We start from the raw sequence: 14,127 nt of genomic DNA, 5'->3' as shown, positions 1-14,127 counted from the left end.
AGCCTCTCGTCGTTTCGGGTCCGGTCACATCCCCGACTCGGCAAGCCTCCCAAAATCATCGGCACGCCAACCCATCAGTCCGTCAGCCCATCAGTCCCTCAGCCCGTCAGGTCGGCGACGAGCTGCGCGGTCTCGCGATCGACGACCTCGGTGCTGACGTACCCACGGCGTCCTTGCGCGATGTACTGCTGCGACCGCTCGGCTCGTCGACCAGCGTGCCCAGCATGTCGAAGACCACAGCCTCGGGGTCGGTGGATCCGGTCCATGTCTCCCCGCCTGCGCGAGCCGGCTCAGACGTCGGCGGCGTCGACGATCCGGTAGGCGTAGCCCTGCTCGGCGAGGAACCGCTGCCGGTGCTGGGCGAACTCCGCGTCGACGGTGTCCCGGGCGACGACGGCGTAGAAGCGCGCCGTACGGCCGTCGCCCTTGGGGCGCAGCAGGCGCCCGAGACGCTGCGCCTCCTCCTGCCGCGACCCGAACGAGCCCGACACCTGGATCGCGACGGACGCCTCGGGCAGGTCGACGGAGAAGTTGGCGACCTTGGAGACGACGAGGAGCCCGATCTCCCCGGTACGGAAGGCTGCGAACAGCGCCTCGCGCTCCTTGACCGACGTCTCGCCCTTGATCAGCGGAGCGCCCAGGCGCTCGGCGAGGTCGTCCAGCTGGTCGATGTACTGGCCGATCACCAGCGTCGGCTCGCCGCGGTGCTCCTCCACGAGTCGCTCGACGACGTCGGTCTTGCGGTCGGTCGAGGCCGCGAGCCGGTAGCGCACGTCGGCCTCGGCCGTGGCGTAGACGATCCGCTCGGAGTCGCTCAGGGTCACCCGCACCTCGACGCAGTCCGCGGGGGCGATGTAGCCCTGCGCCTCGATGTCCTTCCACGGCGCGTCGTACCGCTTCGGGCCGATCAGGCTGAAGACGTCACCCTCGTGACCGTCCTCGCGCACCAGGGTCGCCGTGAGGCCGATGCGGCGGCGGGCCTGCAGGTCGGCGGTCATCCGGAAGATCGGAGCCGGCAGCAGGTGGACCTCGTCATAGATGATCAGGCCCCAGTCGCGCGCGTCGAACAGCTCGAGGTGGGGATAGACCCCCTTCCGCCGCGTGGTCATCACCTGATAGGTCGCGATGGTGACCGGGCGGACCTCCTTCTTGGCGCCGGAGTACTCACCGATCTCGTCCTCGGTCAACGTCGTACGACGGAGCAGCTCCTCCTTCCACTGCCGCGCCGAGACCGTGTTGGTCACGAGGATCAAGGTCGTCGAGCTGGCCTGGGCCATCGCCGCGGCACCGACGATCGTCTTGCCCGCACCGCACGGCAGCACGACGACGCCGGACCCGCCGTGCCAGAAGGACTCGACCGCCTCCGACTGGTACGGCCGCAGGTGCCACTCGCCGTCGGACAGGCTGATGGCGTGAGCCTCGCCGTCGACGTACCCGGCGAGGTCCTCCGCGGGCCAGCCCACCTTGAGCAGCGCCTGCTTGAGGGACCCGCGCTCGCTGGGGTGGACCACGACGGTGTCGTCGTCGATGCGGTCGCCGAGCATGCCCTGGATGCGCTTGGCACGGACGACCTCCTCGAGCACGGGCCGGTCGGTGGTGGAGAGAACGAGGCCGTGCACCGGGTGGTTCTCGAGTCGGAGGCGGCCGTAGCGAGACATGGTCTCCGCGACGTCGACCAGCAGCGCGTGCGGGACGGGATAGCGCGAGTAGTCCATCAAGGCGTCCACGACCTGCTCGGCGTCGTGGCCGGCGGCCCGGGCGTTCCACAGTCCGAGCGGGGTGATCCGGTAGGTGTGGATGTGCTCGGGCGAGCGCTCCAGCTCGGCGAAGGGCGCGATGACCCGACGACACTCGGCAGCCTGCTCGTGGTCGACCTCGAGCAGCAGCGTCTTGTCGGACTGCACGATCAGCGGTCCGTCGGTCATGCGATACCTCCAGGGATCGGGCGCGACTTCTGGCGTGCCCGGTAGGCCGCGACGTTCGCGCGGGAGGAGCACCGCTCGGAGCAGAATCGCCGCGAGCGGTTGGGTGAGAGGTCGACATAGGTGTTGGTGCACGCATGGGCGGCGCACACGCCGAGCCTCGCCGGCGTCAGGTCACAGACGAGCGTGGCGAGTCCCATGAGGGACTCGGCCACCAGCAGCTCCGCGACCGAGGCCGCGCGGTCGGCGACGTGCAGCCGCCATCCGCTCGCGGCGCCGTCGGCGACCTTCGTGGTGTCGGTGGCGGTGTCGGTGGCCGTTGCGTCGGTGGGGACGATGAGAGGCGTGATCCGGTGCGACGCGAGCAGTGCGTTGAGGGAGTAGACCACCGCGTCGGGCTGTCCGGCGCTGCCCTGCTCGAAGACCGTGCGCAGCCGACGCTGGAAGCGTCGGAGCGCGCGGACGTCGCGCTCGGTGGCCTGCCGGACCAGCCACTGGCGCTCGCGGAGGTGGGCGCGGACGTCGTCGACGGTGACCAGGCGGGCGTTCACGAGCTCGGCGGCGCGCTCGGCGTACCCGACGAAGTCCATCCCTCCATCCTACTGGCGCACTCCCGTCGGCGGTAAGGCCTGGAAGCCGCTTTGGACCTCACCTACCGCCCGGTAGTATGTAAGACGTAGCGGCAGAGATGCCTGTTACCCGTCACCCTCGCCGATGTACCCCCCCGACATGGCGAGGGTGATGTCGTGTGCGGGGTCGAGGGCGTCAGCGCCGTGGCGCGACCAGGAGCGGCTGCATCACGAAGCCGCAGAGCCCGTCCGTGTCGCTGGCGACCGCGTGGGCGACCCCGGTGCCGCGCGGCTGCGACCACGAGGCCGCCTCGAGGTGCACCCACTCCGACGACGGCGGCCGCTGGAGCGTCACGCCGAGACCTGGCGGGATGAAGAGCCAGTCACGCAGGTCCAGGTTCGCGCTCACGCCGTTCGCGGAGTCCGCGACCACCATCAGCCGCGCGAGGGCCGAGGTGTCCTCGCCCGCCACGAGCGGGACCCGCGCGCGCATCCAGACGCTGGTCGCGCCGTCGTCGGCCGACGCCTGTCCGTCCGGCGCGCCGACGACGTACCGCCACTCGATCGCCCGCCCGTACCCCCAGTCCGGCCGCACCCCGACCATCGGCGGATGAGGCTGCGGGGCAGGGAGTCCGGGCACGGCGGTGGTGGCGCCGGTGGCGGGGGCGCGCCCGTCCTCGTGGGACACCAGCCACGCCCGGGCGCTGGCGGCGGCCCGCCTGTCCGCCGTCAGCGTCGCCTCCACCAGCCGCACGCGGCGGCCCGGGCGGAGCGTCGTGACGGCGACCTCGCAGACGCCCTGCGGGATCGGGCCGAGGAAGTCGACGTCGATCTTGGCCACGGCCATCGACGCGTCGTCCACGCCGTGCTCGATCGCGCGGGCGAGCAGCGCCGACGGCGGTCCCCCGTGCTGCGCACGGGGATCCCACGGGCTCTCGGTGGCTGCGGTCGATCGGAAGGCGTGGTCGTCCTCGCGCTCGTAGAAGCTCGCGGCGGGGAGCTCGGGCAGCGGCACCGTCGTGCTCGACGTGGAGAGTTCGCTCACGGAGCGGACGCTACCTGCACGATCCGGTGGACCGCGAAGCGCTGCACACGCTGGGAACGGTGATCGAAGGCGGTGAGCCATCCCGCGTCCACCCGCAGCGGCTCCACGACCCGCTCGGTCCGGGTGCCCGCCTGGTCCATGTAGGCGACCCAGACCGGCTCCTGCGCGTCCGCGGCCTCCCGCAGCTGGGCCATGGTCGCGAGCGAGCCCTGGTGCTCGTCGCGGCCGCCGGCCGGTCGCAACGACGCCGCACGCTCACCGGCGCGGATCGCGCGTACGGCCTCGGCCGGGTCGCCCATCCTCCGGACGCCGGCGTCGACCACCTCGGCGCGGCGCTGGTCGCGACGGCGCACCCGCAGGACGCCGCCCGGCTCCTCGCCGACAGGTCGGTGCCCTGCGGTCGAGAGCCGGTCGGCGAGCACCTCGTGCCGGACCGTGCTGACGGCGACGGTCGGGGCGATCCGGTGCAGCATCGGGCCGATGGTCGGGTCGGCGAGCAGCGCCTCGAGCTCCGCGGGGTCGTCGGAGCGGAGGTACGCCGACGCGTCGCCGATCCGCAGCCGGCCGTGCTGCCGTGCGGTGTCGTCGACGAGGTAGGTCAGCGGCTGCGGGATCGGCGTCACCGACACCTGCTCGACGAAGGCGTGGATCTCGCTGGCCGGCCAACCGCGGTCGAGAGCGCGGCGTACGGAGTCGGCCGTGAAGCGGTAGACGGTCGCACCGCCGCGCGACTCGACGTCGGCGACGTCCTCGAGCCGGTCACGGACGGCGGGCTCGAGCGGGCCAGGGGCGACCGCGGTGAGGTCAGCCTGAACGAGAACGTGGTCGACCCGGGACGGCAGCAGCCCCTCCACGACCGCCGCGGCGTCCGGGAGCCCGAGACCGGCGCCGGCAGGACTCAACGCATCCAGGGTGACGACACCGAGCCGGGTCGCCTCGACGAGCGTTCGTCGCACCAGGTCGTCGCGATCGGCGTCGGCCCGAGGCACGGCCCACGCCACTGCTTCGACGACCTCTTCGGCGTCGACGTAGGCGGCCCCGTCGAGCGACGACAGCACGCGGAGCACCTGTGTCCGCACCCGGCGCCCAGGGCCGGCGAGCCACGCCGTGGCGACCGCCACCCACCGGGCGGCGGGCGGGCTGTCGCGCCACGTGTCGAACAGTGTCGTGGGGGCCCACACCTCACCGGCGCCGTCATCCGGTGCGCGGGCCAGCAGACCGGCGGACTCGGTGAGGTCGAGCAGGAACTCGACGTGGTCGACCGTGACGCCGAGTGCTGTGGCGGCGTTGCGGACGTCGCGGACGCCTCGCCCGCCGGAGCGGAGGACCGGTGGAGGACTCTCGCCCCACGACCCGAGCAGGTGCTCGAGACGTTGCAGGACCTCCATCACCGTGCCCGCGCTCGCGTTGCGATGACGGCGGTCGTCGACCTCGCGGGTGCGCACCGGCGGCGGCCCGTCGTAGGGGCCTCGTGGCCCGTAGGTCCGCAGCACCTCTCGCGCCTCGCGGACGACGTGCCACGCGCCGTCACGCCCCCAGACCAGTGCGCTCGCGTGCAGACGGGCCACCATCGCCGCGATGCGGGCGTCGTCGGCGTCGACCTGCCGGCGCAGTCCGTCCAGCGACACCGGCGGCTCGAGGGCCGCCATCGCGGCGAGCGTCGAGAGGTGAGCGGTGTCGAGCCGGTCCAGGGCCCACAGCACCGAGGGTCGCGAGGCGGCTCGAGACGCGAGCTGTCCGATATCGGCCGGCGGGGTCGCCCCAAGGTCCGGACGTGCGCGCAGCAGGACGACCAGCGCCTCGTCGCTACGGGCCCGGAGGTCGTCCGCGAGGGTGCGCGGTGGGGCGTCGGACATCGTCATCCCTCCCACGGTAGTCCGGGGGCGGGAGCGTCCCGCACTACGCTTCCCCCATGCCTCGTACGCGCGATCTCCTGTCCCGTCTCGTCTCCACGCTGACTCGTGGTCGCGCGTCGTCTCCGCGGACGTCGCAGAGCACGGCAGGAGCGTCAGGCGCTCTCGACATGACGTACGGGCCGACGCCGGACGGACGGCCCGACCCGGGCGAGATCGTCTGGACGTGGGTCGCGTACGAGGATGACCCGAGTCAGGGCAAGGACCGCCCCGTGCTGGTCGTCGGCCGGCGCGGACCCGGGCTGGTCGGCGTGATGCTGAGCAGCAAGGACCACGACCGGGATGCTGCCGACGAGGCCCGGTGGGGACGCCAGTGGCTCGACATCGGGGCCGGCGGGTGGGACCCTCGGCGGCGTCCCAGCGAGGTGCGGCTCGACCGCCTGATCACGGTCGATCCGAGCCGCGTCCGGCGGGAGGGTGCGGTGCTCGACCGGCCGCGCTTCGACGCCGTCGTCGCGGGTGTCCGCCAGTACGCCGACGTGGGCTGACTGCGGCCGGCGGCCCTCAGGTGGACGCGCTGCGCTCCCGGTGGTTGCGGACCTTGGCGCGGTTGCCGCACACCTCCATCGAGCACCACTGGCGGGAGTGGTTCTTGGAGCGGTCGTAGAACGCCCAGCGGCAGTCGTCGGCCGGGCAGATCTTGACGCGCCCGAGCCTCCCCTCGATCGCGAGCCGCGCCGCTGCCGCGGCGACCTCGCCCACGACTCCGGCTCCGCTGAGCCGAGCGCCTGCGTCCACCGTCACCTCGATCGGGACCCGCAGAGGGTCCTCCGGTGGCGGCTCTCCGGCAGCGAGGGCCCGGAGGTGGTCGCGCAGGCTCCGCGCGACCTCGAGGTCACGGTCGGTCTGCGGTCGGCCCGACCAGTCGGCGTACTCCGACGTCGTCGCGAGCCGGTCGACCACGCCCTCGACATCGAGCGTGTTGAGGAAGGCCACCACCTGGTCGGCGGGATCGTTGCCGGCATCCTCGTACTCGCTCATGCAACCACCGTACTTGCTTGACTGGTTGCGCCTGATCCGACTAACTGGCAAAGTCCGTATGACAGTTACTAACGGAGGGGACACCATGCACCCGTGGGCCGCATATCTGATCAGTCAGGACTACCTCGCCCGCGAGGAGCGTCGACGGCGGGCGGAGACCAGAGCGCCGTCCCGGCACGCCCGGGCCAGGGGGTGCGCCCTGTGAGCGGGACGGAGGTCCGGATCGGCGCCTACGTCCTCGACTGCCCCGACCCGCTCGCGCTGGCCCGCTTCTACGGGAGCATGCTCGGCCTCCCGGTCGCCGACGACAGCACCGACCGGTGGGTGGAGCTCGCCGGTGACGGCCCCACACTGGCGTTCCAGCGTGTCGCCGACTACGAGCCGCCCCGGTGGCCGGACGGTCTCCCGCAGCAGGCGCACCTCGACCTGGCGGTGGACTCGTACGAGGCGCCGCACGCGCTGGCGATCTCGCTCGGCGCCACGCCGCTCGATCCCGTCGAGCCTCCGGCCCCCTCCTTCTCGCGCGGTTTCCGCGTCTACGCCGACCCCGCAGGGCATCCCTTCTGTCTCTGCACCTGCGACTGAGGCGGGCCTCGAGCGGGGAGCCAGTCGAGCGCTGCCGACACATGCGGTCCCGGCAACGGGTAGTTTTGCCAGGTGTCAGTCGTCGAGCGGATCGACCGCTTCCAGCGGAGTCACCCGTTCGTCGGGTTCCCGATCGCTGTCACCTACAAGTTCTTCGACGACTCGAGCAACTACCTCGCCGCGGCCGTCACCTACTACGCGTTCGTCGCGATCTTCCCGCTGCTGCTCATCGGGTCGAGCATCCTCGGCTTCTTCCTCCAGAACGACGGCAAGCTCCGCGAGCAGCTGCTCGATACCGCGATCGGCAGCTTCCCGATCATCGCCGACCAGATCGAGAGCACCGAGGGCCTGCACGGCTCGACGACCGCGGTGGTGTTCGGAGCCCTCGTCGCTCTGTACGGCGTGCTCGGGCTCGGGCAGTCGTCGCAGTACGCGATGAACGTGGCGTGGGCCGTCCCGCGCAACTCGCGACCGAACCCGTTCATCGGGCGCGGCGTGAGCCTGGTGATGCTCGGGTTCGCCGGGCTCGCGCTGCTCGTGATCGCCGCACTGACCGGGTTCCTGTCGACCAACCCGTGGTTCGACGACCAGCACTCCTGGGCGGGATGGCTGGTGCGCGGCGGCACGCTGGTGCTGAGCGGCGCTGCGTTCACGGTGCTGTTCCTGCTGGCGTCGGCGCGCAAGCACAGCTTCCGGTCGGCGGCTCCGGGCGCCTTCGCGGTCGCGGTCATGTGGCAGGGCCTGCAGCTGGCCGGGACGGCGTACGTCCAGAACGTGATCGGGCGATCGAGCAACCTCAACCAGATCTTCGCCGTCGTCCTCGGGATGATGGGGCTGATCTACATCGGTGCGGTGATGGCGATGATCGGCGTCCAGATCAACGTGGTCAGGACCAAGCGCCTCTATCCACGTGCGCTCCTCACGCCGTTCACCGACAACGTCAACCTCACCAAGGCCGACCAGCGGGCGTACTCCGACTACGCGAAGGCGCAGCGCCACAAGGGGTTCGAGTCGATCCGCGTGATTTTCGGTCGGCCAGAGGAGTGGCCCCGGGTCGAGCTCCCGCCGCCCGTGAAGCGCGCGGACCGGCCTGCCGTCCGCGAGTGAGGGCGCGTTAGCGCGCCTCGCGAGCGAGGACGAGCATGCGTTCCTCGATGGTTGCGGGTACGGGCTCGACCGACGCGTCGACGCGTGCGGCGGTGAGGATCCGGGTGATCTCGTCGCGTCCGGCATCGGCGACGCGTACGGTGCGTCCGTCCAGGATCACCGCGGCCCCGGCGTCGTTGAGCGCGGAGAACGCGGCGGCCCAGTCGTCGGTCCGTACGACGAGGGCGCGGGTGGGTCCGATGATGTCGGTCTCGCTGCCCTGTGCGACGAGCCTGCCCTGCGACATCAGCAGCAGCCGGTCGCACTGCTGCGCCTCCTGCATGTAGTGCGTGGTGATCAAGACCCCCACACCTCGGTCGGCCTGTGCCCGGATGGTGTCCCACAACGTGGCCCGCGCGAGTGCGTCGACGCCCGAGGTCGGCTCGTCGAGCAGCACCGCCTCCGGCTGGTGCGACAACGCGGCGACGAAGGCGCCCTGACGCTGAGCGCCGAGGGGCATGTCGGCGACGAGCTCGTCGGCGTACCGGGAGATGCCGTCGGGCAGGACCGGGACGGTGGTGCCGTACGCGTCGGCGACGAAGGCGAGGTTCTCGGTCAGCGTGAGGTCGCGGTACAGCCCGAGGTTCTGAGGGACGTAGCCGAGCCGACGACGCCGCTCGCGACGAGGAGGTCCGCCGAGCATCTGGACGGTTCCCTCCGTCGTGGGGAGCAGCCCGAGGAGCATCCGCATCAGCGTCGTCTTGCCGGCGCCGTTCGCCCCCAGCAGTCCCACGACCTCCCCCGGCGCCACGTCCATGGTCACGTCGTCCACGGCCGTGAACGACCCGAACCGCCTCGTGACCGAACGCGCTTCGAGCACCGTGGCGGTCATGCCGCTGCTCCGCGGTCGGCGCGACGTACCAGCGAGAGCGCGATCACGATGTCCTCGAGATCGGGCTCGACGACCGGCAGGTGAGGAGGGGCGTCACCGTCGGGCCAGTACTCGTGCCGCTCCCGGCCTCGCCGCCATGACCACTCGGGGCGGACGCTGGGGTCGGCCCGGGTCACCGTCCCCTGGAAACCGGCGCGGACCTCGTCGTACGAGCCCTGGACGAGTATGTGTCCCGCGTCGAGGACGACCAGACGGCTCGCCCGCTCGGCCTCGTCGAGGTACGTCGTGGACATCACCACCGCCGAGCCCGCCGCCGCTGTCTCGGAGACCATCCGCCAGAGGTCGACGCGGCTGACCGGGTCGACGCCGGTGCTGGGTTCATCGAGGACCAGCAGCCGCGGGCGGTGGACGATCGCCATGCACACGCCGAGCTTGCGCCGCATGCCGCCGGACAGCTGGGAGGCGAGCCGGTCGGCGGCCTGACTCAGCCCCGCCGCGGTGAGCAGGGTCGTCCGTCGCTCGTCGAGCTCCGCGCCACGGACGCCGTACGCGCCGCCGGCGAAGTCGAGGTTCTGCGTCACGGTCAGGGCGGCCCAGCTGCCGGACGAGGCGGGCAGGAAGCCGATCTCCGCCTTCGGCGGTGCGTCGACCTCGCCGGCCTCGGGCGCCACCTCGCGTACCAACGTGCGGAGGAGCGTCGTCTTGCCGGCACCGTCGCCCCCGACGATCGTGACGACCTCGCCCGCGGGAATCTCCACCGTGACGCCGTGCAGGGCCGGCACGCCTCCGAACGACACGTCGACCGAGTCCAATCCGTACGTCATGCCGGGCTCCGGGAACGGTCGGTGGACCGGGGTTGGTCCTTGACCTTGCGCTCGGGTGCGAGGTCTCGACGGAAGCGCAGCGTGGCCGCGGTGAACACGACCAGTGCCATGACGGCCAGGACCACCAGGGGCAACCACAGGGCAGTGATCGGTGCGCCGCGCAGCATGACGCCCTGCGAGATCATCGTGAAGTACGTGAGCGGCAGCAGGTAGCCGATCCACCTGACGCCGGCTGCCATCGCCTCGAGCGGGAAGATCATCCCCGACAGCAGGATCTGGGGAAGCAGCACGAAGAACGCGCTCTGGATCGCCTGGCCCGCGGTCTGGGAGATCGTCGAGATGAAGATGCCGATCCCGAGGACCACCAGCAGGAAGAGCACCGCGCCCAGGGCGAAGGTGAGGACGTGCCCGTTGAACGGGACGTCGAAGAGCAGCATCCCGAGGACGGTGACGACCGCCATGTCGAGCGCGGCGAGGACGAAGTACGGGGTGACCTTCCCGAGGATGACGGTGCTCGGACCGATCGGCATCACGGCCAGCTGCTCCAGCGTGCCCGCTTCGCGCTCGCGGACCAGTCCGATGCTCGTGATGATCGTGCCGATGAACGTCAGGATCAGTCCGATGATCGCCGGGATCATGACCCACGACGTCTTCAGGTCGGGGTTGTAGAGGACCTCGACCGTCATTCCCTGGCCCGAGGTCTTGAGCGCGGCCACCGCGGACTGGGCAGCGAACAGGTTGGAGCCGTCGACGAGCGCTCGGGTGCCGCCCTCGCCGGTCACCAGCGCCACGTCGACGATGTCGTCGCGCAGGAGGTCCCGCGCGTCGTCCTCGCCCTCCGACGGCTCCGTCGTCGAGACGTCGAAGAAGCCCGGCAAGGTGCCGGCGACCTGCTCTGCCTCGGGCCCGACGACAGCGGTGTCGACCCTGTCGACGGAGAAGTTGGCCGCGTAGCCGAAGACGACGAGCAGCAGCAGCGGCATCGCGACCAGCAGCGCAAGGGTCCGGTGGTCCCGGACGAGCTCGCGGAACTCCTTGATGATCATGGCTCTCACCCACGACACGTTACGACAGGTTCATCAGATCCTCAACAGGTGTTGAAGCAGGTCAGATGCCTGGTCACTCGTTCAGGAGAGCCTGGAGCGGAGGGGAGACCGTCGCGACCAGGTCCTCCAGGGCCATCGAGGCGAGCGGCTCGGTGCCGAGGACGTAGCGCGCCATCGCGATCCCGAAGACCTGCGCTCCCAGCAGGTTGAGGCGTTCGGGGGCCCAGTGCGACGTCCCGTCCACGGACAGTGCGCTCTCGATGGTCGTCCTGACGACTCGGGCCGCGGTCGACGAGCTCGCTGCGGAGCGCACGACGCTGTGCAGGACCAGGGAGGTGTCCGGGTGCTCCCAGGCGCCGAAGTAGGCGCGGGCGAACCGCTCGCTGAAGGCCTCCGACGGACCGTCGACGGCCGCTCGGACCTGGTCGGCGACGAAGCCGGCGTCGGCGATGGTGGCGGCGAACAGGTTTTCCTTGCTGCCGAAGTAGTGGATCACGAGCGCCGGGTCCACGGACGCGCCGCGGGCGATCGCACGGACGGTCGCCGCGCCGTACCCGACGCGCGCGAACTCGGCACGGGCCGACTGCAGGATCGACGTCCGTGCGGCGCCGGGGGCGCCGCGGCCCGGCTCGCGCGGAGCGGGTGCCGGTTCCTCTGAGGTCATGCGCCGAGCCTAGGGCGCAGTCGCCTTCTGCCGCGTTCGCGCGCTTGTTCGCGCGGGGCGAACGTCGTGGCGCGCGGGACGGGAACACCCCGGGCCGACGCGAGGTTGAGTAGGGCACGCTCAACTTTGAAAGGTTGCTCATGACTGAGCCACGCACCCCCCAGCAGCTGCCCGTCCTGTTCCTGACCGAGCCCGTCCTCCTCCCTGGGATGGTGGTGCCGATCGAGCTCGACGAGGCTGCCCGCGCCGCGGTCGACGCCGCGCGCGCCAGCTCCGGCGACCGACTCCTGGTCGCTCCCCGGCTCGAGGACCGCTACGCCTCGTTCGGTGTCGTGGCCGAGATCCTGCAGACCGGCCGTACGCAGTCCGGCGAGTCCGCCGCCGTCCTCAAGGCGGAGCGCCGTGCCCGGATCGGCACCGGCGTGACCGGCCCCGGTGCCGCCCTCTGGGTGGAGGCCGAGGAGGTCGACGAGAATCTCGACGACGAGCGCATCCCCGAGCTCGCCAAGGAATACAAGTCGCTCGTGATCGCCAACCTGCAGCGCCGTGACGCCTGGCAGGTCGTCGACATGGTCAACAAGGTCACCGACCCGTCGGCGCTGGCCGACATGGCCGGCTACGCCCCCTACTTCACCGACGTCCAGAAGCGCCAGCTGCTCGAGACGCCGGACACGGCCGAGCGCCTCGAGGTGCTGCTCGGGTGGACCAAGGCCACCATCGCCGAGGCCGACGTGGCCGAGAAGATCGCCGAGGACGTCCGCGAGGGCATGGACAAGACGCAGCGCGAGTTCCTGCTGCGCCAGCAGCTCGCCGCGATCCGCAAGGAGCTCGGCGAGGACGAGCCGGACGGCGCCGACTCGTACCGCGAGCGTGTCGAGGCGGCCGACCTGCCCGACGGCGTCCGGACGGCCGCGCTGCGCGAGGTCGACAAGCTGGAGCGGTCCTCGGAGCAGAACCCGGAGACCGGCTACATCCGTACCTGGCTCGACACGGTCCTCGAGATCCCGTGGAGCGTGAAGACCGACGACAACGACGACGTCGAGGCGGCTCGTGCGGTGCTCGACGCCGACCACCACGGCCTGGACGACGTCAAGGACCGGATCGTCGAGTACCTCGCCGTGCGGTCGCGTCGTGCGCAGCGCGGTCTGCAGGTCGTCGGTGGACGAGGGTCCGGTGCCGTGATGGTGCTCGCCGGACCGCCGGGAGTCGGCAAGACCTCGCTCGGCGAGTCGGTCGCCCGCGCCCTCGGCCGGACGTTCGTCCGCGTCGCCCTCGGCGGCGTCCGTGACGAGGCGGAGATCCGCGGCCACCGTCGTACGTACGTCGGTGCCCTTCCGGGCCGCATCGTCCGCGCGATCAACGAGGCCGGCTCGATGAACCCGGTCGTGCTGCTCGACGAGGTCGACAAGCTCGGCGCGGACTTCCGTGGAGACCCGGCAGCGGCGCTGCTGGAGGTCCTGGACCCGGCGCAGAACCACACGTTCCGCGATCACTACCTGGACCTCGACCTGGACCTCTCGGACGTGCTGTTCCTCGCGACGGCCAACGTCGTCGAGCAGATCCCGCAGGCGCTGCTCGACCGGATGGAGCTCGTGACCCTCGACGGCTACACCGCCGACGACAAGGCCGCGATCGCCCGTGACTTCCTCTGGCCCCGCCAGCTGGAGCGCGCGGCGCTCGACGCCGACGAGGTCACGCTGACCGACGCCGCGCTCGCGAAGATCGTGGCCGACTACACCCGCGAGCCGGGCGTACGCCAGCTCGAGCGGCTGCTGGCCAAGATCCTCCGCAAGGTGGCCACGAAGCTGGCCGGGGCGACGGGGCAAGAGACCGTCGTCGTCGACGAGGCGGATCTGAAGGAGTACCTCGGTCGTCCACGGTTCACTCCGGAGTCCGACGAACGTACGGCGGTCCCCGGCGTGGCGACCGGTCTCGCGGTCACCGGCTTCGGGGGTGACGTCCTCTACATCGAGGCGACACCGACCGACGGCAAGCCCGGCATCACGCTCACAGGTCAGCTCGGTGACGTGATGAAGGAGTCGGCGCAGATCGCCCACTCCTACGTCCGCTCGCACGCCGAGGCGCTCGGGGTCGACCCGGCGTTCTTCGACCACCACGTCCACATCCACGTCCCGGCGGGGGCCATCCCCAAGGACGGGCCGTCGGCGGGCGTGACGATGGTGACGGCGCTCGTGTCGGCCGCGACGGGCCGCAAGGTCCGCTCCGAGGTCGGCATGACCGGCGAGGTGACGCTCAACGGGCGGGTGCTGCCGATCGGCGGCGTGAAGCAGAAGCTGCTCGCCGCCCAGCGGGCTGGGCTCACGACGGTGTTCGTCCCGCACCGCAACGAGCCCGACCTCGACGAGGTCCCGGCCGAGGTCCGCGAGGCGATCGACGTCCGTCCGATGACGGACGTGGCCGAGATCGTCGCGCAGGCGCTCGAGCCGGCGGCCGAGGGGGCGTCCCAGGTCGCGGCCTGACGCCTGACCCCTCCACGAGATGAGACGTTCCGACCACCCGGTGGTCGGAACGTCTCATCGTTCTGTCTCGCCGCTTGCGGGCTGCGGGGTATACCCGGTATACATCTCTCTACCTGGATG

General features: G+C 71.2%; 13 protein-coding genes. 4 read left to right on the top strand and 9 right to left on the bottom strand.

What is annotated here, in order from left to right:
* Positions 1-290 precede the first annotated feature (290 nt).
* From KV097_RS13810 to KV097_RS13795, 4 genes are all read right to left on the bottom strand, one after another.
* The gene (locus KV097_RS13810) at positions 291-1,925 is read right to left on the bottom strand and encodes a DNA repair helicase XPB (RefSeq protein ID WP_220343521.1); all 1,635 of its coding nucleotides are present in this window, start codon (positions 1,923-1,925) and stop codon (positions 291-293) included.
* Positions 1,922-2,512, bottom strand: a complete 591-nt coding sequence (locus KV097_RS13805) for a CGNR zinc finger domain-containing protein (RefSeq protein WP_220343522.1) — start codon at positions 2,510-2,512, stop codon at positions 1,922-1,924. The genes KV097_RS13810 and KV097_RS13805 overlap by 4 nt, the downstream gene beginning before the upstream one ends.
* Before the next feature lie 175 nt (positions 2,513-2,687).
* Positions 2,688-3,536: a thioesterase family protein gene (locus KV097_RS13800; RefSeq protein ID WP_301022138.1), complete on the bottom strand. Its 849-nt coding sequence runs from the start codon at positions 3,534-3,536 to the stop codon at positions 2,688-2,690.
* Positions 3,533-5,398 carry a helicase-associated domain-containing protein gene (locus KV097_RS13795; RefSeq protein ID WP_220366199.1) on the bottom strand — a complete coding sequence of 622 codons (1,866 nt, stop codon included), beginning with the start codon at positions 5,396-5,398 and terminating at the stop codon, positions 3,533-3,535. The genes KV097_RS13800 and KV097_RS13795 overlap by 4 nt, the downstream gene beginning before the upstream one ends.
* Before the next feature lie 50 nt (positions 5,399-5,448).
* Here KV097_RS13795 and KV097_RS13790 point away from each other — a divergent pair, with 50 nt between their 5' ends.
* On the top strand, positions 5,449-5,937 hold the full coding sequence (locus KV097_RS13790; protein WP_255559642.1) for a type II toxin-antitoxin system PemK/MazF family toxin: 489 nt from the start codon (positions 5,449-5,451) through the stop codon (positions 5,935-5,937).
* 16 nt (positions 5,938-5,953) lie between these two features.
* Here KV097_RS13790 and KV097_RS19365 read toward each other — a convergent pair whose 3' ends face one another.
* On the bottom strand, positions 5,954-6,430 hold the full coding sequence (locus KV097_RS19365; RefSeq protein ID WP_255559641.1) for a CGNR zinc finger domain-containing protein: 477 nt from the start codon (positions 6,428-6,430) through the stop codon (positions 5,954-5,956).
* A gap of 201 nt (positions 6,431-6,631) precedes the next feature.
* Between KV097_RS19365 and KV097_RS13780 the strand changes: the two genes are divergently transcribed.
* Complete coding sequence (locus KV097_RS13780; protein ID WP_308289431.1) at positions 6,632-7,015, top strand: VOC family protein; 384 nt, start codon at positions 6,632-6,634, stop codon at positions 7,013-7,015.
* 72 nt (positions 7,016-7,087) lie between these two features.
* Positions 7,088-8,122, top strand: a complete 1,035-nt coding sequence (locus tag KV097_RS13775; protein WP_220366197.1) for a YihY/virulence factor BrkB family protein — start codon at positions 7,088-7,090, stop codon at positions 8,120-8,122.
* Positions 8,123-8,129: 7 nt separating this feature from the next.
* Here KV097_RS13775 and KV097_RS13770 read toward each other — a convergent pair whose 3' ends face one another.
* The 4 genes from KV097_RS13770 to KV097_RS13755 all read right to left on the bottom strand — a co-directional run bounded on the left by KV097_RS13770 (position 8,130) and on the right by KV097_RS13755 (position 11,527).
* Positions 8,130-8,993, bottom strand: a complete 864-nt coding sequence (locus tag KV097_RS13770; RefSeq protein ID WP_220366196.1) for an ABC transporter ATP-binding protein — start codon at positions 8,991-8,993, stop codon at positions 8,130-8,132.
* Positions 8,990-9,817, bottom strand: coding sequence for an ABC transporter ATP-binding protein (locus tag KV097_RS13765; RefSeq protein ID WP_220366195.1), 828 nt, complete (start codon positions 9,815-9,817; stop codon positions 8,990-8,992). Before KV097_RS13765 ends, KV097_RS13770 begins: the two co-directional genes overlap by 4 nt.
* A complete protein-coding gene (locus tag KV097_RS13760) occupies positions 9,814-10,863 on the bottom strand; it encodes an ABC transporter permease (protein ID WP_255559702.1) in 1,050 nt (349 codons plus the stop codon). The genes KV097_RS13765 and KV097_RS13760 overlap by 4 nt, the downstream gene beginning before the upstream one ends.
* A 73-nt stretch (positions 10,864-10,936) precedes the next feature.
* Positions 10,937-11,527, bottom strand: a complete 591-nt coding sequence (locus KV097_RS13755) for a TetR/AcrR family transcriptional regulator (RefSeq protein ID WP_220366193.1) — start codon at positions 11,525-11,527, stop codon at positions 10,937-10,939.
* 140 nt (positions 11,528-11,667) lie between these two features.
* Between KV097_RS13755 and lon the strand changes: the two genes are divergently transcribed.
* Positions 11,668-14,007 carry an endopeptidase La gene (gene lon, locus KV097_RS13750; protein WP_220366192.1) on the top strand — a complete coding sequence of 780 codons (2,340 nt, stop codon included), beginning with the start codon at positions 11,668-11,670 and terminating at the stop codon, positions 14,005-14,007.
* Positions 14,008-14,127 lie beyond the last annotated feature (120 nt).

Source organism: Mumia sp. zg.B17, from assembly GCF_019550915.1.
Taxonomy (GTDB): domain Bacteria; phylum Actinomycetota; class Actinomycetes; order Propionibacteriales; family Nocardioidaceae; genus Mumia.
This window is presented reverse-complemented; position numbering and strand designations above follow the sequence as displayed.

What these genes read in the sequence shown, in the direction of transcription:
- KV097_RS13810 (WP_220343521.1), bottom strand. Translation starts at nt 1,925, where the DNA reads ATGACCGACGGACCGCTGATCGTGCAGTCCGACAAGACGCTGCTGCTC.
- KV097_RS13805 (WP_220343522.1), bottom strand. Translation starts at nt 2,512, where the DNA reads ATGGACTTCGTCGGGTACGCCGAGCGCGCCGCCGAGCTCGTGAACGCC.
- KV097_RS13795 (WP_220366199.1), bottom strand. Translation starts at nt 5,398, where the DNA reads ATGACGATGTCCGACGCCCCACCGCGCACCCTCGCGGACGACCTCCGG.
- KV097_RS13790 (WP_255559642.1), top strand. Translation starts at nt 5,449, where the DNA reads ATGCCTCGTACGCGCGATCTCCTGTCCCGTCTCGTCTCCACGCTGACT.
- KV097_RS19365 (WP_255559641.1), bottom strand. Translation starts at nt 6,430, where the DNA reads ATGAGCGAGTACGAGGATGCCGGCAACGATCCCGCCGACCAGGTGGTG.
- KV097_RS13770 (WP_220366196.1), bottom strand. Translation starts at nt 8,993, where the DNA reads ATGACCGCCACGGTGCTCGAAGCGCGTTCGGTCACGAGGCGGTTCGGG.
- KV097_RS13765 (WP_220366195.1), bottom strand. Translation starts at nt 9,817, where the DNA reads ATGACGTACGGATTGGACTCGGTCGACGTGTCGTTCGGAGGCGTGCCG.
- KV097_RS13760 (WP_255559702.1), bottom strand. Translation starts at nt 10,863, where the DNA reads ATGATCATCAAGGAGTTCCGCGAGCTCGTCCGGGACCACCGGACCCTT.
- KV097_RS13755 (WP_220366193.1), bottom strand. Translation starts at nt 11,527, where the DNA reads ATGACCTCAGAGGAACCGGCACCCGCTCCGCGCGAGCCGGGCCGCGGC.
- lon (WP_220366192.1), top strand. Translation starts at nt 11,668, where the DNA reads ATGACTGAGCCACGCACCCCCCAGCAGCTGCCCGTCCTGTTCCTGACC.